The sequence below is a fragment of the Povalibacter uvarum genome, from assembly GCF_014202975.1.
In the GTDB taxonomy this organism is placed as follows: domain Bacteria; phylum Pseudomonadota; class Gammaproteobacteria; order Steroidobacterales; family Steroidobacteraceae; genus Steroidobacter; species Steroidobacter uvarum.
This window is the reverse complement of the sequence record NZ_JACHHZ010000003.1, coordinates 52,787-71,340: the sequence shown is the minus strand read 5'-3', so window position 1 is coordinate 71,340 and position 18,554 is coordinate 52,787. Positions and strand designations below refer to the sequence as shown.

Below are 18,554 nucleotides of genomic sequence, written 5' to 3'. Positions count from 1 at the left end.
GGCACACAGGGGGGCTGTTGAAGTATCGACATACGGCAGCGTGGGTCTGTGCATTGGCGCTGGGATCGTCGTCCATCGGCATCGCCGCGCCTTCGACGCGGCCCGACGCGCGTTTCCTGCCCCCCGATGGCCAGACGCTCCTCATCATCGGTCAGGAACTGCAGTCCGTTGCCGACTACGTCACTGATTGCCAGTCCTGCGCGACTCCAGGCGGCGTCACGACGTATCTGGGCTTCTACGATCTGCTGAGCGCGAAGGACGGCTTCGGCGGATTGGGCGAAGATGCCGCCGGCAATCCCGCGGCGGATGCGGATTGGGGAGCCGGCAAAACAAGCGCCGCGAAGATGCTCACGCAGCATCCGGATTCCGCTCTCGTCATCGGGTTGGACATGTCGAACGGACGACGCTCCGGTGGACTCGCCGAGATCGCACGCGGCGTGCATGACGACAAGATTGCGCGACTCGCCGCTTTCTTCGTGGCGGCGAAGCGACCCGTATACCTGCGAATCGGCTACGAATTCGACGGCACGTGGAATCTCGGCTACGACGACCGCAAGACCTACATCACTGCCTTTCGCCGCATCGTCGACGGACTCAGAACGCGCGGCGCGAACAATGTCGCCTTCGTCTGGCAGGCCTCGGCTTCACCACTCGATGACATCATCGAACAGGGCCGGCGCGAAGACATCCGCGATTGGTTTCCAGGTGCGTCGTATGTCGATTGGGTCGCGCTGTCATGGTTCCTCAAGCCGCACGCGAAAGGTCGCGCGAATTCGCTGAAGACGCCGGGCCAGCTGCAACTGGCACGCGAGGTGATCGATTTCGCTCGAGCAGAGCGTAAGCCGGTGATGATCGCCGAGTCGACACCGCAGGGGTATGACCTCGGCAAACTCACTCACGCAAACATCTCACCGCTCTGGGATGGACCCGCGGGCGGCAACGTCGTGCAACTCAGCGCCGAGCAGATCTGGCACGAATGGTATGAACCCGTGCTCTCGTTCATCGATGCCAACCGCGACGTCATCGCGGCATTCGCGTACATCAATGCGAACTGGGACGTTCAGCCGATGTGGGCAAAACCGTACTCGAGCGGCTACTGGGGCGACACCCGCATTCAGGCGAACCCGTCGATCGAGAAGGCGTGGGTAACCGAGACCCGAAAGCCTGCGTGGTTGCACGGTGGGCCCCGGTTGTACGAGATTCTGACTTCATCCCGAGATCCCCGATGAGCCACGCCATCGACACCAGCGCCCGTGATGCTTCTCGCCGCACGATCACCCTGGCGACCATCGTTGCGCTCGGTGGCTTTCTGTTCGGACTCGACGCCTCGGTGATCTCCGGCGTCATCGGCTTCATCACGCCGGAGTTCGGCCTGAACGAGTGGCAGATCGGCCTGGTCGTCGGCGCTCCGACGCTCGCGGGCATTGCTTCCTCCATCGGCAGCGGACTGCTGAGCGATTACATCGGCCGCAAGAGAGTGCTGATCGCGCTGGCGGCGCTCTACACGGTTTCGTCGATCGCCGCGGCGATTGCGCCCAACTACGAAACACTCGTTGCTGCGCGCTTCGTCGGAGGCTTTGCGTTCGCGTCCCTTGGGATCGCACCGATGTACATCGCCGAGATCGCGCCGGCCGAGAAACGCGGGCTGCTGGTGTCGTTCAACCAGTTCAACATCATGATCGGCTTTTCAGCCGCCTATTTCGCAAACTACTTCCTGCTGCATGCGAGCCAGGACGGCGCGGCGTGGGTACAGGCGCTGGGAATCGATCGTCACACCTGGCGCTGGATGCTCGGAGTGGGCGCCCTGCCCGCCGCAGTGTGGTGGGTACTGCTGTTCGGCATTCCGGAGAGCCCGCGCTGGCTCGTCGTGAAGGGCCGCTTGAACGAAGCACGCGCAGTGCTCGAACGCATCCGGCCGCCGGCACGTGTCGAAGCGGCACTCGCGGAGATCACCGAGAGCGCCGCCGAACCGGTCGGCTCGCTGCGATCGCGATTCAATGAGCTCTTCAAGCCTGCACTGAAGTTGCCGCTGGCGATCGGCCTCATCATCGGAATTGCCCAGCAAGTCACGGGCATCAACGCCGTCTACTTCTACGCACCGAGCATCTTTGAACAGACGGGCGTGGGCACCAACGCTGCGTTCGCCCAGGCGATTCTCATCGGGATCATCAACATCATCTTCACCGTGATCGCGATGCTGCTGATCGATCGGCTCGGCCGCAAGCCGTTGCTGATGATTGGCCTTGCAGGCGTCATCGTCAGCACATCGCTGTGCAGCTACGCATTCAATCAGGCGCGCTACCAGATCACCGAAAGCTCCGTCACGCAGCTTTCGGCACGGATCGATCACAAGCTGCTGGCGCCGATCGTGGGCGTCGAGTACTCGAACGACATCGCATTCAAGCAGGCGGTCGGCAACGCGATCGGCACCGCGGAACTTAAGAAGCACGAGGCGCAGCTGATTCAGGCGTCCATCAAGATCAATCCCTACCTGGTGCTCTCCGGCATCCTGGGATTCGTCGCTTCCTTCGCGTTGTCGCTCGGACCGGTGATGTGGGTGCTGTTCTCGGAAATCTTCCCGAACCGGATTCGCGGCATCGCCATGGCGTTCGTCGGCTTCTTCAACAGCCTCGCAAGCTTCGCCGTCCAGTTCCTGTTCCCCTGGGAGCTCGCCCATCTCGGCAATGCATGGACGTTCTCGATCTACGCCATCCTGGGCGCGGTCAGTCTCGTACTGATGGCCTGGCTGCTGCCTGAAACCCGCGGCAGGACGCTCGAGCAGCTCGAAGCGGACTTCGCCGCGCGCTGAGCCCCGATGAAGAGAATCCGCTGGGGAATCCTGAGCACCGGCCGCATCGCGCACCAGTTCGCCCAGGATCTTCTTCATGTCGAGAACGCCGAACTCGTTTGCGTCGCTGCACGCAGCGGCGACGCAGCGAACGAATTCGCGAAGCAATACAGCATCCCTCGTGCGCACTGCGGCTACGACGCACTCTTCGCCGACCCAGCCGTCGACGCCGTCTACGTCGCGACACCGCACACCCTGCACCTCGCTCACAGCACGGCAGCCCTCGAGGCCGGCAAAGCTGTGCTGTGCGAGAAGCCGTTGACGACGTGCGCGGCCGATGCGGAGGCTCTGATCGCAGTCGCGAAGCGTACGAACGGCTACCTGATGGAAGGCATGTGGACCTACTTCCTGCCTGCTGTCCAGGTTGCGCAACGTTGGGTCGCTGAAGGGCGGATCGGCCGCATCCGACACGTCAAAGCCGACTTCGGCTATCCGCTGTTGCCCTTCGACGCCAAGCGGCGCGAATACGACTCGACGCTCGCAGGCGGTTGCCTGCTCGAGATGGGAATCTATCCGATCGCGTTCGCATGGTTGTTCCTGAAACAGGATCCTGCGTCGATACAAGTGGTCGCCCGGCACGCGCCGAACGGCGTCGAGGATGACGTCTCGATGTTGTTCGACTATGCCGATTGCACTGCGACACCCTGTACAGCAACGTTGGGAACATCGTTTCGCGCGAAACTGCGGAACTGGGCTTACATCATCGGCGACGAGGGCTACATCGCAATTCCCGATTTCTGGCGCGCTCGCGAATGCATGCTGTATCGCCTCGACGAGCGCATCGATCATTTCGACGACGGTCGCCGGACGCTGGGGTTCGAGTACGAGGCGCGTGCTGTGGGCGCGGATCTCATGCAAGGAAAGCGGGAGTCGGAGATCGTGCCGTGGGAGGCGAGCCTGAGGTTTCAGGACCACATCGAGCGGATACGAGCGAGATTCTAGGTTCGTCATTCCCGCGAAAGCGGGAATCCATCTGAGCTGAAACATGGATCACCGCTTTCGCGGGGATGACGGCCTCAACGCACCACCGTGCGCTCTTCAATCACCGACGAAGTAGAAAACCGATACCGCATGTTTCGGTACACGCAAACATCAGTGATATCCGCGGGCGTGCCGGATGGCACGGCGCGGTAGTTGGTCGACACGCGACTGCCTTTGACGATCGGCAGAACGCGATGCCATGCATGTCCGTGCAGCAGGACGAGGGAACCCTTTCGCGGCGTCAGGACGACTTCATCATCGAAGTGGCCCTCGGGATCTCCCGGCGGCAACAACCCGTGACGATGTGAGCCCTTCACTATGACTGTTTGCCCGCCGTTCTCGGCGCTGATGTCGCTCGTATAGACGAGCCGGTTCAGGTTGTGAACCTTCGATTGCTCGGGCGCACAGTCCTGATGCCAGGCCTGTCCCGCCGTTCCCTGCTTGGAGAACATCACCATGCAGTAGAGACGCTGCCACTGCGGACCGAGGATCGCGTCGCTCAGCTTTCGCAGATCCTCGTTGTCGTCGATCGCGTCGAACTCGTTGATGCCTTCAGTCTGAGGGAACCAGGGAATGACTTCGGTACGGGCTCGGGTCAGGAATTCTTCGTTATGCCAGAACGCCGGATCGTCACCGAAGCGGCGCCGGATGATGCCGTCGAGCTGATCCATCAGCGCCGGATCGAAGAAGTCGTGCAGCACGAGGAAGCCATCGCGCCAGAACGTCGACACCAGTGTCTCGTGGTTCATGCCATCGAATTCCGTCGTGAGGTGACGGCCCCGTCAGCTTGAGGGAACTGCGGGGCCGCCTTTCTCAAGGATACGCCTTTGCGTGCTCCTTTCGATCAGAAGAAATTGAACCCGGTCCTCACGCCATACATGCGGGGTGCATTGAAGGCGTAAGGAGTGACGCTGTCCTCGTTCGTCGGCCGGATGCTGCCGGTCGCGTACTTGGTCCCCGTCACGTTGGTCGAGAAGCCTTCGATCCAGAACTTGCCGCCCGGACCCGTATAGCGCAGCCGGAGGTCGACGAGTTCGTACGCTTCCTGCTTGTCACCGTTGTTGCAGACCTCGGTACCCAGCCGCACCGACTGATAGCAATCGGTGTTCCAGACCGACAGCCAATAGTCACCGCTGTACGAGAAGTCGACGGCCGCCGTGATCAGCGAGTTGCCGATCGGGAAGTCGTGCTCGTACACCGCCCGGAACGTGAAGTCCGGCGCGAAGGGCAGTTCATTGCCGTCAGTTGCGAGGATGTTCGGGCAACCCCCGACGCGATCGCTGCAGGCGAGCGAATCGTTGAGATTGAACGGCAATGCATCCGGACGCGGATCCTTCACTTCGTTGATCAGGTTCATCGTCGCGAATCCCGACAGCCGATCCTGCGTCGTGATGTTCCATGCGTACTCGAGCTCGAGACCGGCAATCGTCGCGTCGCCGAAGTTGATCTGCATCAGCTCCAGGAAGTTCGGCATGCCAGGCTGATCGGCGAGCGGAGCATCCGTGCCTGTGGAACCCTGCGAACAATTGGCCACGGCCTGCTGAATCTGCGCCGGACTCAATTCCCAGCTGGGCTGGCCGTCGACACCGATGACATCGGGCCGCAGGATCGCATTGCCGCTGTTCACCAGGGCCGCGCTGCTCGCAAAGATCGGAACGCCCTGCAGGAACTGCACGAAGTTCTCGAGGAAGCCGTCGCCGTTGAAATCACCGAAGGTATCGGCGCAGAACAGGTCGCCACCGTCCACGAAGACGGACTGCTGCTTGTCCTTGTAATCCATGTAGAAGAGCGCTGCCGAGACATTGAGGCCTTCACCGACCTGCTCGAACTGCTCTTTCCAGCCCAGCTCATAGGAGATCAGCTCTTCCGGTTCCAGGATGGAGTTGATGAACTGGTGCAGCCGCGGGTGATAGAAAATCTCCTGGCTGCCCGCCTTGTGACCCGTCGACACCGTGCCGTACATCAGGCTGCCGTCGCGCGGACTCCAGTCGAGACCCACGCTCCAGTCCGTATAGCTGAATTCCTGATTGGTGAAGAAGACTCGCGGGAACGAACCCGCCGCGCCGACGAGCGCAACTTCCTGCCCCGCGGACAGAATGCGGGAGATCTCCCGCAACTGTGCGTCGGTGGTGATCGCATTCGTGAAGACCGATGCGCCCGGCGCCGTTGCAGCTGCGATGCCCGCGTCCACCTGGCCGATCGGCGAGCCGACGGCAGCAGCGAATCCATCGTTCAGCCCGGGAACTCGCAGCGGCACTCCGTTCACACCCGTGATCGGCGAAGGCAGCGGCCCAACGCCTGCGCACGGACCGACCGGCAGATTCTGGCTGCACAGGAATTCCAGATCGGTGGCGCCTCCGTTCGCAACGAAAACCGGCGACCCGAAGGCGTTGATCAGCCCCGGCTCGGGGAACGAGCTGAAGCGGTTGACGCCCGTGTCGGTGCGCTGGTCTTCCGTGCGGCGCAGACCGACCGCGAGCTTCACATCGCCGGTGATCTTCCAGTCGATGCGGCCGAATGCGGCTTCCGATGTCGCTTCGCGGCTCGGCTGATTGAAATTGATGATGCCCGAGTTGTTCGTGGGCAGGTCGATCCAGAAATCGCGGAACGTGTCTTCCTTGAAGTTGAAGTAGCCGACGAGCCATTGAACACTGCTGTCGTACGTCGATGAAGCCACGAGTTCGTACGAGGTCGAATCCGTGGTCCAGTCGCGATCGTAGAACGTCTGCTCGAACGTCAGCGAATCGCCCGGCAGTGCATTGGCGCGTTCCGGCGAGTACCGCGAAGTGCCCGCGTCGAGATCGACCAGGATCTCGTGGTTGTAAGTCTGATCGCCGTAGGTCGCCTTGAGCTCGACCGCATCGGCGATTTCATACTTCAGCTCGCCTCGGAGGGACTCGATCTTCTGATCGGTGACGTGCGGATTGCTCAGGTATGCGGTGTACTCGCTGCCGCGAACGGTGCTCGGCGCAATCGGCGACTTGTTGTTGAATACCTCGTAGGACGCATACAGCGACAGGTCCTCGAGCGGCGTAAGCAACGCAGAAATGCGCCAGGCGTTCTGATCGATAGCACCCGCGCCATCATCCCCGGTTCCGTTGCCCCACTGCTGGCGATACGGGCTGTCCTCGAGCGTCAGTCCGCCCGGCAGCACGAGGATGTCGTCGTCATGAAGGTTGTAGTACGTGTCGCGTTCCTGCCAGAAGCCCGAAGCACGGATCGCCAGGACGTCCTGGATCACCGGCACGTTCAACACGCCGCTGACGATCTTGTTGTCGTAGTTGCCGTACTCCAGTGAGCCGCTCACGCCGAAGTCATCCGTGTCCGGGCGGTTGTTGACGACGTTGATCGAGCCGACCGTCGAGTTGCGCCCATACAGCGTGCCCTGCGGGCCACGCGAGATTTCCATGCGCTGCGCATCGAACAGCAGGTTGAGCGACGACTGCGGTCGCGACATGTACACGCCGTCGACGTGGAACCCGACGTTGGGATCGCCGATCTCGATGAAGCTCGAATTCACGATACCGCGCATCGCGATCTGCACGGCGCCCATGCCCTGGTTCTGTTGGTCGAGCACCTTGAGGTTCGGTGCGATCGAATCCAGCCGCGCGATGTTGATGATGCCGCGGGCTTCCAGTTCCTGTCCGCCCAGTACGCTGATCGCGCCTGCCGTTTCCATCAGATTCGTCTCGCGGCGTGTCGCGGTGACGATCACTTCTTCTACAGCCAGTTGCGGCGTCGAACGGCCGCTCTCTTGCGCTCCCACGACGCCGCACAGTGCCAGCCCGCCGACGGTCACGGCCGACACTGCCCTTCTCTTGCTGATACCCATCTGATCCCCCCTGTTCTTCTGTCTCACGGCTCAGAGCGAGCCAATTGCCGATTTGCAGGCGGCAGCAGATGTAAACGTTTTTACATCCAGCGTCAAGATCGGCAGCTAAATGAGAAACAGGCCGGCGGTGCAGGCGCAGTGGCCGGACCGCTCGGCGAGCCGAAAATAAGGCATTTTTGGCCTGAAAACTGGCGAGAATGGCGTTTCCAGGCACGCGCTCAGGCCGGGCCGATCAACGGCTACTCGCTCACATTTCGTTTCGCTGGAAGAAAAAACGTTTACATTTCAGCGGCGCTATAGGCCCGGATTAGACCGAAGGACGGCGCGGCACAGGAAGCGATTGCCAAAGAAAAAGGCCGGCCCCGTTTCCGGAGCCGGCCTGACTTCCGTCCAATGACTTCAGAAGCGGACGCGAACCTGCAGGCTGTAGAAGCGCGCAGCACCCAGATAGTTGGTGCGGGCCAACCCCAGATCCGGGCCAGCGACGCCGATGGCGGTGACGTAGTCGTCATCGAGGAGGTTGCTGCAAGCGGCGTTCACCTCGTAGCGGTTGTCCGGTGCACGCCACGTCGCACTGGCATTGACCACCGTGTAGTCGCTCATCTTCCAGGTATCTGTGTTGAAGTAAGACCAGTAGCGCTCACCCGCGTAGTAGACCGAGCCACCCAGGATGAGCGACCCCGGCGTGAAGTCGAACGTGTAGTAACCAGCAAGGCTCGCCTTATGACGCGGGATGCGTGAAAGCTGATTCCCCACGATGCTCTGCTGCTGTGCTGTGACATCGGTCGGATCGATGACCAGCCCGTCCATCGCGGTGTACTCGCCGTGGGTGTAGGTGTAGTTCGCTCTGACCCACACATCCGGCGTAGGCGTCCACGTGCCCTCGATCTCGGCGCCATAGATCTCCGTGTCCACGTTGTCATAGCGCGTCGCCGGAATGTTCGGAAGGCCGGCGATCGGGTTCGGCAGGTAGACGGTCAGAGGAATCTGCATATCCGTGTAGTCATTGAAGAACAGCGCGACCGTTCCGAAGAACTCGCTGCCCATCAACTGCTTCCAGCCCAGCTCGTACGCGATCAACTCCTCGGGATCGGACACGTTGTTCCTTCCGCCCTGCGCCGGATCCGGAACGATGTTGTCGAGCGTCAAACTGCTCGGCTTCGAGCCGCGCGCGACACTCAGATAGAAGCTGGCTGAATCCGTCGCCTGGAAGTCGGCGGCAATCCGGCCGGTGATCTCTTCATCTTTCACGGTCGTCGTCGCGCCGTTCACCAGCGGCGTCACGTCACCCGTGAAGAACGTGTCCCAGTAGAAGTTGAAGTACTCGTTGGTACCCGTGCTTTCGTCTTCGGTGTACCGCGCGCCCGCCGTCAACTGAAGTTTGTCAGTGAGCGCGTAGGTCGCCTGTGCGAACACGGCCCGGGACTCGACATCGAGCAGGTTGTGCTGACGATACGTATCCCGATTGGGATTCGGCGCAATAGGCGCGGCCTGGACGGCGCCGTTGTAGTAGCGATAGACGGGATTCGCCAGCTCCGGCTGGTTCGGGTTTCCGATCGCGTAGGAACGATCGTACTTGCCCTTCGAGTAGTACAGACCGACGTTCCACTCCAGGTCGTCGTGCTCATTGCCCTCGAGGCGCAGCTCGTGCGAGTAGCGCTCGTCGTCGTTGAAGTAGTAGTCGACGATCGATGTGCTGATGAAGAGTCCGTTGGCGATTGCGCCACCTGGATTTCCCGGACCCGTGACGTAGCCGATGCGCGATGTGGCGTCGTAGTCCCCATTGCCCTCAGTCTTGTACGCCTGGTAGCCGCCGACGTAGTACAGCGTCGCCGGGCCCAGGTTCCAGTCCGCATTCAGGATATGGACCTGGTTGTCCTTGAGCTTGTCGTAGCCTTCGACGTCTACGTCGATCACGCGCGGTTCCTGCGGCGGATTCTTGTCGTAGTTGTACGTGACGTTCGGAATGTTCGAACCCTGGAAAGGCGCTGCGTTGTTGTAGACCGCGGGAGCCGTGTAACCACGCGCGTTGTCATACGAGAACGTGCTCGAGCGCAGCAGGAAATGCAGATCGTCGGTCACCTGGCCGTCGAGCTGGAATTCGGCGTACAGGTTCTCGGAGTCGAAGCCGGCTTCGACGGGGCCGATGTTCTTTTGCGAGCGCTCGGGCTGCGCGAAACGCTGTACGCTGAAGCGCGCACCGTAGTTTTCGCTCAGCGGTCCGGAAACCGTGAATCCCTGCGTATTCCAGTCGTACCGTCCGTAGCCGATCAGGGCTTCACCGCGGAAGGTATCTGTTGGAACACGGCTGATCAGGTTCGCGGCGCCGCCGATGGCGTTCGTGCCGTAGCGCGTGCCCTGCGGGCCACGAAGGATCTGCACGTTGCCGCCGATCAGCGTGTTCTCGCCGATGACGCTCGAGTCGGGCAGATAGAAACCGTTTACGTAGTAGGCGACAGGTTCCGTGGTTCCCAGGCTCGATGTCGGTGTGGTGCGACCGACGCCGCGAATCGTCACGCCACGATCGGACAGTTCGATGCCGGGCGTGAGCCGGTACATATCGGTCGCGCTGGCTGTCGCCGTCAGATTGCGCTGCTCGGCGTTGAACTCAGTCACGGACACGGGCTGCTCTGCGATGTCTTCCTGATAAGTGTTGGCCGTGACGATGACCTCCTCAAGCTGCAGCTTGTCATCGTCCGCTGCCGTAGCAATCGCTCCCGCCGACAGGCTCGCCAGCAGGACGGGCGTTGTCGTCAGCCAATACCGGGATGCGCGTTTTGCCAGAATTCGAGTCATTACATGTTCCCCCTCGTACACGTTGTAGCCGAATCGCAGTCCAGGGCGTTCGCAGCGCCGTCAGACATTTTTTAATACGCGGTATGTTCATTATTGAGCGACTTTCCTGATCTTTGCAAGCTTGCCTGTGAGGGTAAACACTATTTTTTGTACGGGCGGTCTATGAAGTGGTGACCGATTCCGTCAACTGATTGATTTCGGGGATGGCGCGTCGCGCACCGGCACGGAACCCGCCACCGGGAGTGCAGTCCGCTGTCGCCGCAGCTGATTGCTGCACCCGCGCCGGCGAGGAACATGGGTCACGATCCGATCGATCTGACAGGGCCAGATCGCAGGTAGATCCCGCTCGCCCATGACCCAATTGACGCCTGCTCGCAAGACTCGCGAGAGCCTCGCTGCACTGATTTGTCAGCTGATGCGACGGCCTTGGCTGATAGCTCGAAGCAGGTACACTGCGCGCCCGCCAGGACGATCGGAGCGATACGGAAGTCATGAACTGGGTTGAGCGCGATGCAGCCGTCGTGTGGCATGGATTCACGCAGATGGCGTGTTACGCGGACAACGCGCCGATCGTTGTCGAACGAGGGGTCGGGCGCGAACTCATCGACACGGAGGGCAGGCGCTATCTGGACGCGATTTCATCGCTCTGGGTAACCACGCTCGGTCACTGCGTGCCGGAACTCGATGAAGCGCTGCGCGCGCAGCTCGACCGCGTTGCGCATTCGACCTTGCTCGGCAACGGGAATCGAATCGTCATCGAGCTCGCTGAGGCACTTTCCCGGGTCGTTCCAGTCGATCGGCCTCACTTCCTCTTTGCCTCGGACGGAGCATCGGGTGTCGAGCAGGCGTTGAAGATCGCGTTCCAGTTCTGGGTCAATCGTGGCGTCGCGGGCCGCAACACGTATCTGGCGTTCGGCGATGCCTACCACGGCGACACGATCGGCTCGCTATCTGTCGGCGGCAGTGGCTTCGGCACGGCGATCTTCGATCCGCTGCGCTTTGAAGTGCTGCGAGCCCCCTCCTTTTCGAACCCCGATGCATTGAAAGTCGCGGCGGCAATGGTCAGAGAGCATCGAGCGCGTCTCGCGGCCGTCGTCGTCGAGCCCCTGGTTCAGGGCGCGGCCGGCATGCTGATCGCCACATCGACGGAGTTCGCCGCGCTGCAGGCAGCTTGCCGGGCAGCCGACGTACTCCTGATCTGCGATGAGGTCGCAACCGGCTTCGGCCGCACCGGTACCCTGTTCGCAAGCGAGCAGTGCGGGCTTTCTCCGGACATCCTGTGCCTTGGAAAGGGCATCACCGGGGGCTACCTGCCGATGTCGGCGACGGTTGCCAGTCAGCGGGTCTTCGATGCATTCCTCGGAGCAGACCTGAGCGAGGCCACGCTCTACCACGGACATTCTTACGGCGGGAACGCGCTTGCCGCCGCAGTGGCTTTGCGGCATCTGGAACTGCTGCACTCGATGAATGTGCTGGCCAACGTAAGGGCCCGGTCATCCCAGCTGCGCGCACTGCTCGATACGCACGTTCGCCCGAAAGTGGCGGTGAAGGACATTCGACTCGTCGGGCTGATGGGCGCCGTCGAACTCGATACGCGCACCGACGCACGCCTGGCAAGGCGCACCTGCATCGCGATGGTCCGTCGCGGCGTCCTGTGTCGATCGATGGGACCCGTCGTAACGGTCGTTCCTCCGCTCACGACGACAGCTGACGAGATCGAGCGAATCGTCCTGACGCTGGCGGCAGCGCTGGATGAGGCCACCTCATGAGCTGGACTGAATGGGCGACGACTCAGCTCGACGAGCTCGCACGCGCACAGCGGCTGCGGCGGACAGTCGCTTTCGATTGTGATGGCCCCGAGGGTCAGGTCAACGGCCGGGCCGTCATCTCCTTCGCATCGAACGACTATCTCGGGCTCAGCTCTGCACCTGAAGTACGCGCGGCCGCGCACAATGCCATCGACCGATTCGGGACAGGGGCGCTCGCCTCACGACTCGTGGTTGGTACGCGCTCCCTTCACGACGAGCTCGAAGCCGCACTCGCCGCCTGGAAGTCCTCCGCCCGCGCACTCGCGTTCAACTCCGGCTATGCGGCCAATCTCGGGGTACTGACGACACTCGCGACGGCCGACACAACCGTGTTCAGCGACGCGTTGAATCATGCCTCCATCATCGATGGCTGCCGCCTCGCCCGCGCACGCACCTGCGTTTACCGGCACTGCGACGTCGAGCATCTCGAAAGCCTGCTTGCGCAGACGGATGGACGAAAGCTGGTTGTGACCGAGACCGTGTTCTCGATGGACGGCGATTGCGCTCCGCTCGACCAGATCGCTGCGGCCTGCCGACGCCACAATGCGCTGCTGGTCCTCGATGAAGCGCACGATGTCTTCGGCGTATCGAAGGACGCATTTGTCGATGTCGAGGTGATTCGCGTCGGTACGTTGTCGAAGACACTCGGCTCGCTCGGTGGCTTCGTTGCCGGCCCAACCGCCTTGATCGACCTGATGATCAATCGCGCGCGGACGTTCATCTTCACGACCGGCCTGTCACCCGCCGATACCGCGGCAGCGAAAGCAGCTCTGCAAATCTGCGACAGCGCGCGCGGCGAAGCGCTGCGCACCGAACTGCGTCGATGGATCGAAATGATCGCGCCTGCCCATCCGACACCGATCGTGCCGGTCATCCTGGGCGCGGACGGTGCAGCAGTCGCGGCTTCCGAGAGACTGCTGGCGCAGGGCATTTACGTGCCGGCTATACGGCCGCCCACGGTTCCGATGGGCACAGCCCGTCTTCGGATCACGCTGTCCGCGCGACACAACCTTGCCATGGTGTCGAGGCTCAAAGAGGCGCTGGACACGAAGTCCACAGAGATCGCATGAGCCATCCGCGACCTGCACGACTGGTAGGCGTCATCGGCACACACACCGACATCGGGAAAACGTGGGCCACCAGCCGACTCATCGAGAGATTGCGTGCGAAGGGACTTCGCGTCAGCGCCCGCAAACCTGTTCAATCCTTCGAGGCACACGCAACGGTGACCGATGCCGATGTCCTGGCCGCTGCATCAGGCGAGGATCGATGCGTCGTCTGCCCGTCTCATCGGTGGTATCCGCGCGCACTCGCGCCCCCGATGGCGGCAGACTGCCTGTCGCAAGACCCGATCAAGGTGAACGATCTGGTCGCGGAGATCGCATGGCCCGCCGAATGCGACATCGGTTTTGTCGAGACCGTCGGCGGTCTGCGCTCGCCGATTGCCCATGACGGGGACAGTCTCGATCTGCTGGTTCGAGTGAACGTCGATGAATTCCTGCTCATCGCGGATGCAGCGCTCGGCACGATCAACGCGATCCAGCTGACCCTCGGCGCGTTGCCGGTATTGCCGACTACGATCCTGCTGAACCGGTTCGATGAGACCAACGAACTGCATCGACTGAATCGCGACTGGCTCGCCGCCCACTGCGATGCAGGAGTGCTGACTGATACGGCGGGGTGGCGCTAGGCTTGGCCCGCATTGCGGCGGGCCGGGCCGCACACATATATATATGTATGGGCCCGCCCGCCGGCCGCAGCTCATTTCGTCGGCAGCGTCGTTCCTTCCTTCAGCGGCGTTGCCCCGAGCGTGTACGGCGCACCTACCCATTCATCCGTCGGGCCGACGAGGATGAACATATCCAGCTTCGATCGTGTCCCGTCGGGACGCGCAACCGTAGCCGTGCCGATGTAGATGCCGTCCTCGAGCTTGCGAATTTCATCGAACAGCGTCGTCTTATTGAAAGCGCCGTAGTCGAGGACATACGCAGGCTTGCCGTCGATGATGGACGGCCGAATGCCCGTGGCCATGCGCAAGTTGCGCTCGATACGCCCACCAGGGAACCGCCAGCGGTTGTAGCCTTCGCCGGTAGTCGCTGTCACCGGATGGAAAGCCTTGCCCAGCCAGTACCCGCGCACGGACTTCTCATTGAACATGTAGTCCGCGTAGCCCTTCTGGTAGGCCGGATCATCCGCGCCCGGTCCGAGCCCAGTGTAATGCCCGTTCATTTCCTCGAGCGTCGGCGCGGGCAGCGTTCGCCAGAGCGCAACGCCTTCTGCCTGGGTAAGTGCATTCAGCTTCTCCATGGTCCACTTGCCCGACGTACCGACCGGCGTCTGATTGATGTTCGGACGTGAGGCGAGCATGTCGGCGTCGGCAACGGGGTCGATCACGCGTGCGCCGCCACCATTCGCGACGACAACGGGAACCACCATCATCGCCAGCAGACTTCCCAGCCCGAATCGCAGCAACGGCATGTGATGACTCCTTGCAGATCTGATCTTGTGAGAACTATCGACGGCGACGCGCGACGGAAGCGCGCGAGGATGTAGTTTTCTTTGCTGTCCGCAGCGCTTGCCCGCCCATGAGCGAGACGACGCCGTCGACGACAGCTACGCACGCAGCGCTCAGGCTCTGGCCAGGCTTTTCGCTCATGACCCAGCGCCGCGCGGCATTCACATTGCCTGCCCACAAAGCGCAGGCGATCAATCTCGGCCGCGGGTCTTCATCGGGATGCACCCCGAGATCTCGCGCAAGCGATTTGGCCAGCAGCTCTTCGTACTCGAACCAGCTGGCGAGCAGATTTCCCGGCACCGCCGTCGCGGAAAACCGCTGTTGAATTGCCGCCCGGTAGCCACGACCACCATCTCGCTCGGTGACTTCCCGGGCGGCCGTCTCTACCCAGTTGCGCCAGAACGTGAGCGTGTCCTCGGTCCGCGCGGGATCCTCGATCCTTTCCCGAAAGCGCTCGAGATACCTGAGCTCAATGGCCTGCGCGAGAGCGGCCTTGTTGGGGAAGTGCCGGTAGAGCGTCTGCACGTGCATGCCCGCATGGGCTGCGACTTCGTCCAGCGTTGCAACGTCGATGCCTTTGCGCACGAACAGTTCCGCGGCAGCGTCAACCAACGCGGCACGGGTGCTGTGCTTTCGCGCAGTACGAAGCGGATAGGCCGAGGCGCGGTCGGTCATGAAGATCTCATCGACGGACATTGTAGTTTCGTAGATCAGTGTAGTTAACTATACCGATCTCCACAAGCGGCTTTGTTCATCCGAGCTCCATGCAGATCCGATCCCGCGCGCTGGCGCTGACCAGCCTCATCCTCTCCTCGGTCATCGTGCCGGCGATGGCAGCTCAGCCTTCCGCGCTCGCGTTTAGTGTCGAACAGGCGAATCGAGGCAAACTCTCCTACGCGCAAAGATGCGCCAGCTGTCATGGCGCATCGCTCGAAGGATCGGGCATGAGTCCGGCATTGAGCGGCGCAGCTTTTCAACGCAAATGGGTGGGTCAGAGCGGCGCGGTGCTGCATGCGCAGCTCGTTCGCATGCCTCCGGGCGCAGCCGCGCCGGCGCCACCGGAAGCGCATGCCGATCTGTTCGCGTATCTGCTGCAGATGAACGGCATCGCAAGCAGTGAGAATCCGGTTCCGACCGATCCGTCGCTGCTTCCGACGCTCGCCTTTGCGGAGACTCGTCAAGGCACGCCGCCCGCGAGCCAGACATCGAGTACTGTGCCGATCGGGCCAAGCCGCCTCGATCACCTCACCGAAGTCACGGACGCTTCATTGCGGTCGCCGTCCTCGTCCGACTGGCTCATGTGGCGTCGTACTTACGATGGCTTCGGCTTCAGCCCTCTAAAGCAGATCGATCGACGCAACGCGAAAGACCTGCGAATCGCATGGAGCTGGTCTCTGCCACAGGGCGGCAACATGATGGCGCCCATCGTCCACGACGGCGTGCTCTTCGCGTACAGCTACGGCGATATCGTCGAGGCACTGGATGCGACGACCGGCGACCTGCTATGGCGTCATGAACGCAAGCTGGAAGGAACAGCCGTCCATCAGGGCAAGAAAGGCGTCGCCATCCACGGGAACACGCTGCTGGTGCCGACCTCCGACGTGCGCGTGCTGGCGCTCGATACCCGCACAGGCGCCGTTCGCTGGGATCATGCGATCGACACTCGCGGACAGAAGGACTTCCAGATCAAGAGCGCACCGCTCGTCGTCGGTAACAAGGTCGTCGTCGGCCTGAACGGATTTCACACAGTGAAGGGCGGCAGCTTCATCGTCGCACTCGACATCGACAGCGGCAAGGAAGTGTGGCGCTTCTACACGATCGCACGACCGGGAGAACCCGGCGGCGAGAGCTGGAACGGACTGCCCCTCGAAGCTCGCAGTGGCGGCTCGATCTGGGTCGGCGGCACCTACGACGCGGATCTCAACCTCCTGTACTTCGGCGCGGCACCGACGTATGACACAAAGCCGCTGCGATCGCCCGTACAACAGCGCGGTGTCACCAACGAGGCGCTCTATACGAACAGCACGCTCGCACTGAACGCCGACACAGGCAAGCTCGTCTGGTACTTCCAGCATCAGGCGAACGATCAGCTCGATCATGACTGGGCCTTCGAACGCCAGGTGGTGGAGCTGACGGTCAATGGCAAGCGGCGCAAAACGGTCGTCACCGGCGGCAAGCTGGCCATCTTCGAAGCGCTCGATGCCGCCACCGGGGCGTATCTCTTCTCGATCGACCTGGGATTGCAGAATGTCATCGCCTCGATCGATCCTTCGACCGGCGCGAAGACGATCAATCCCGCCGCCATTCCCGCGACCGATGCCGTGCTCAATCGCATCACGATACCGGGCATCTGCCCGGATCTGCTGGGCGCGCGAAACCTGATGGCTGGTTCCTATGACGCCGGGCGTCGAACACTCTACGTCCCATTGACGGACACATGCAGGCATCCTTTTCCGAATGGGCCCCGCTGGCAGAAGGAATCGGGCGACGGCTTCGGACTCATCAAGGCAATCAATCTCGACACGCGCGAAGTTTCATGGACCCACCGCCAGTCAGCCCCGTTCACGAGCGCAATGCTCGCCACCGGGGGCGGCGTTCTGTTCGCCGGTTCCGCCGATCGTCGCTTCCGCGCCTACGACGATCGCGACGGCCGACTCTTGTGGCAGGCGCGTCTCGACAACTTTCCCGTTTCGTATCCCGTGACCTACAGCGTGAACGGCCAGCAGTACATCGCGGTCGCCACCAACGAAGGCTTCGTCCACGCCACCGCCATGCTCAAGAGCGCAGGCCTCACAGGCACGCCCAACGGCGGCGCGACGCTCTGGGTCTTCGCGTTGCCGCAAACAGTGAACCAAGGAACTCGCGAATGAAAAAGACACACTGGCTCGCCTGTCTGTCCTTGATGTCCGCTCTGGCGACCGCGCCAGCGCAGGCACAGATGGTGAAGTTCACCGCGATCTGGGAAGTGCCGGGCGACAACGCGTTGCTGGACCAGTGGTATCGACGCACTCATTCGCAGGAGACGCTGCAATCCGTCGGTCCGTGGCTCTCGCGTTACTGGAGCTATCGCGCGCACGGTGTTCCCGACCCTGTAGCCAAGCGCTTCAACGTCGTGAGCTATCGACTCACTGAGATGTGGTATCCGAATATTCAGGCGCGAGACGAATCGCGCGGCGCCTTCTATCCCCTGTCGGCTCCCCCCACCGATCCGCAGCGCTTTCCCGGGAAGAACCGGATCGCGCAGATCGTCGTTCCCGCAATTCCGACAGAGAAATTTCTCGACGAGATGCCGCGCGACCGTACGACATACGTTCGCTGGGTCTATTTCGTGCGTTATCCGGCGGGCGTATCCGTGGACGATGGTGAACGCTGGTTCCTGCAGGTCCACGCGCCGCAGTTGTCCAAGCTGCCTGGATTGCGCCGATTCGTGAGCTACAAGTCCGCCGATCCGCTCACACGCGCCGACGCATGGGTTCGCATGTGCGAACTGTGGTTCGACGACTACGATGCCTGGCGTGCCGCGCTGTTGGACACCCCGCCCGCGTTCACGGCGCCACGCTGGAGCGGCGACTTCCCGTACACCGACACCGTCAGCATCTTCACCGGGGCGCAGGCCGACATGGACTTCATGCGCGAGCACTACCGAGTCCCCTGACGGGGCTATTCAGCATCTGAATATCCGAAAGCAACTTTATGCGGTTCTGCAGCGCACGAACTCGTGTTGAATGCCGGCCGGCCTCGACACCGACGAATTGCGCGCGACGCCGCCCACCG

At 62.1% G+C, this 18,554-nt stretch carries 13 protein-coding genes; 8 read left to right on the top strand and 5 right to left on the bottom strand.

All coding sequences use genetic code 11. The annotated features are described in order from the left end of the window. Positions 1 to 17 precede the first annotated feature (17 nt). From HNQ60_RS11785 to HNQ60_RS11775, 3 genes are read left to right on the top strand one after another with little or no spacing between them, the layout of a single operon-like run. Positions 18 to 1,229, top strand: coding sequence for a glycosyl hydrolase (locus HNQ60_RS11785; protein WP_184331985.1), 1,212 nt, complete (start codon positions 18 to 20; stop codon positions 1,227 to 1,229). Beyond that, the gene (locus HNQ60_RS11780) at positions 1,226 to 2,809 is read left to right on the top strand and encodes an MFS transporter (RefSeq protein WP_184331983.1); all 1,584 of its coding nucleotides are present in this window, start codon (positions 1,226 to 1,228) and stop codon (positions 2,807 to 2,809) included. The genes HNQ60_RS11785 and HNQ60_RS11780 overlap by 4 nt, the downstream gene beginning before the upstream one ends. Before the next feature lie 6 nt (positions 2,810 to 2,815). After that, positions 2,816 to 3,790, top strand: a complete 975-nt coding sequence (locus HNQ60_RS11775; RefSeq protein ID WP_184331981.1) for a Gfo/Idh/MocA family protein — start codon at positions 2,816 to 2,818, stop codon at positions 3,788 to 3,790. A gap of 74 nt (positions 3,791 to 3,864) precedes the next feature. Here the strand turns inward: HNQ60_RS11775 and HNQ60_RS11770 are convergent, their stop codons facing one another. From HNQ60_RS11770 to HNQ60_RS11760, 3 genes are all read right to left on the bottom strand, one after another. After that, on the bottom strand, positions 3,865 to 4,578 hold the full coding sequence (locus HNQ60_RS11770; protein WP_184331980.1) for a phytanoyl-CoA dioxygenase family protein: 714 nt from the start codon (positions 4,576 to 4,578) through the stop codon (positions 3,865 to 3,867). A 95-nt stretch (positions 4,579 to 4,673) separates the two neighbouring features. Further along, positions 4,674 to 7,661 carry a TonB-dependent receptor gene (locus tag HNQ60_RS11765; protein WP_184331978.1) on the bottom strand — a complete coding sequence of 996 codons (2,988 nt, stop codon included), beginning with the start codon at positions 7,659 to 7,661 and terminating at the stop codon, positions 4,674 to 4,676. Positions 7,662 to 8,060: 399 nt separating this feature from the next. Next, on the bottom strand, positions 8,061 to 10,457 hold the full coding sequence (locus HNQ60_RS11760; protein WP_184331976.1) for a TonB-dependent receptor: 2,397 nt from the start codon (positions 10,455 to 10,457) through the stop codon (positions 8,061 to 8,063). 491 nt (positions 10,458 to 10,948) lie between these two features. On the opposite strand from HNQ60_RS11760, the gene bioA reads away from it, so the two are divergent. From bioA to bioD, 3 genes are read left to right on the top strand one after another with little or no spacing between them, the layout of a single operon-like run. Then, positions 10,949 to 12,226 carry an adenosylmethionine--8-amino-7-oxononanoate transaminase gene (gene bioA, locus HNQ60_RS11755; RefSeq protein WP_184331974.1) on the top strand — a complete coding sequence of 426 codons (1,278 nt, stop codon included), beginning with the start codon at positions 10,949 to 10,951 and terminating at the stop codon, positions 12,224 to 12,226. Continuing rightward, complete coding sequence (locus HNQ60_RS11750; RefSeq protein WP_184331971.1) at positions 12,223 to 13,335, top strand: aminotransferase class I/II-fold pyridoxal phosphate-dependent enzyme; 1,113 nt, start codon at positions 12,223 to 12,225, stop codon at positions 13,333 to 13,335. Before bioA ends, HNQ60_RS11750 begins: the two co-directional genes overlap by 4 nt. Beyond that, a complete protein-coding gene (gene bioD, locus HNQ60_RS11745; RefSeq protein ID WP_184331969.1) occupies positions 13,332 to 13,955 on the top strand; it encodes an ATP-dependent dethiobiotin synthetase BioD in 624 nt (207 codons plus the stop codon). The genes HNQ60_RS11750 and bioD overlap by 4 nt, the downstream gene beginning before the upstream one ends. Before the next feature lie 71 nt (positions 13,956 to 14,026). On the opposite strand, the gene HNQ60_RS11740 is transcribed toward bioD, so the two are convergent. Next, entirely contained in the window at positions 14,027 to 14,743 is a 717-nt protein-coding gene (locus tag HNQ60_RS11740) for a hypothetical protein (protein ID WP_184331967.1), read from the bottom strand. A gap of 34 nt (positions 14,744 to 14,777) precedes the next feature. Continuing rightward, on the bottom strand, positions 14,778 to 15,455 hold the full coding sequence (locus HNQ60_RS11735) for a TetR/AcrR family transcriptional regulator (RefSeq protein ID WP_184331966.1): 678 nt from the start codon (positions 15,453 to 15,455) through the stop codon (positions 14,778 to 14,780). An 89-nt stretch (positions 15,456 to 15,544) separates the two neighbouring features. Between HNQ60_RS11735 and HNQ60_RS11730 the strand changes: the two genes are divergently transcribed. Together HNQ60_RS11730 and HNQ60_RS11725 are read left to right on the top strand one after the other, a co-directional pair. Continuing rightward, positions 15,545 to 17,650: an outer membrane protein assembly factor BamB family protein gene (locus HNQ60_RS11730; protein ID WP_184331964.1), complete on the top strand. Its 2,106-nt coding sequence runs from the start codon at positions 15,545 to 15,547 to the stop codon at positions 17,648 to 17,650. Continuing rightward, entirely contained in the window at positions 17,647 to 18,435 is a 789-nt protein-coding gene (locus HNQ60_RS11725; protein ID WP_184331962.1) for an EthD domain-containing protein, read from the top strand. Before HNQ60_RS11730 ends, HNQ60_RS11725 begins: the two co-directional genes overlap by 4 nt. Positions 18,436 to 18,554 lie beyond the last annotated feature (119 nt).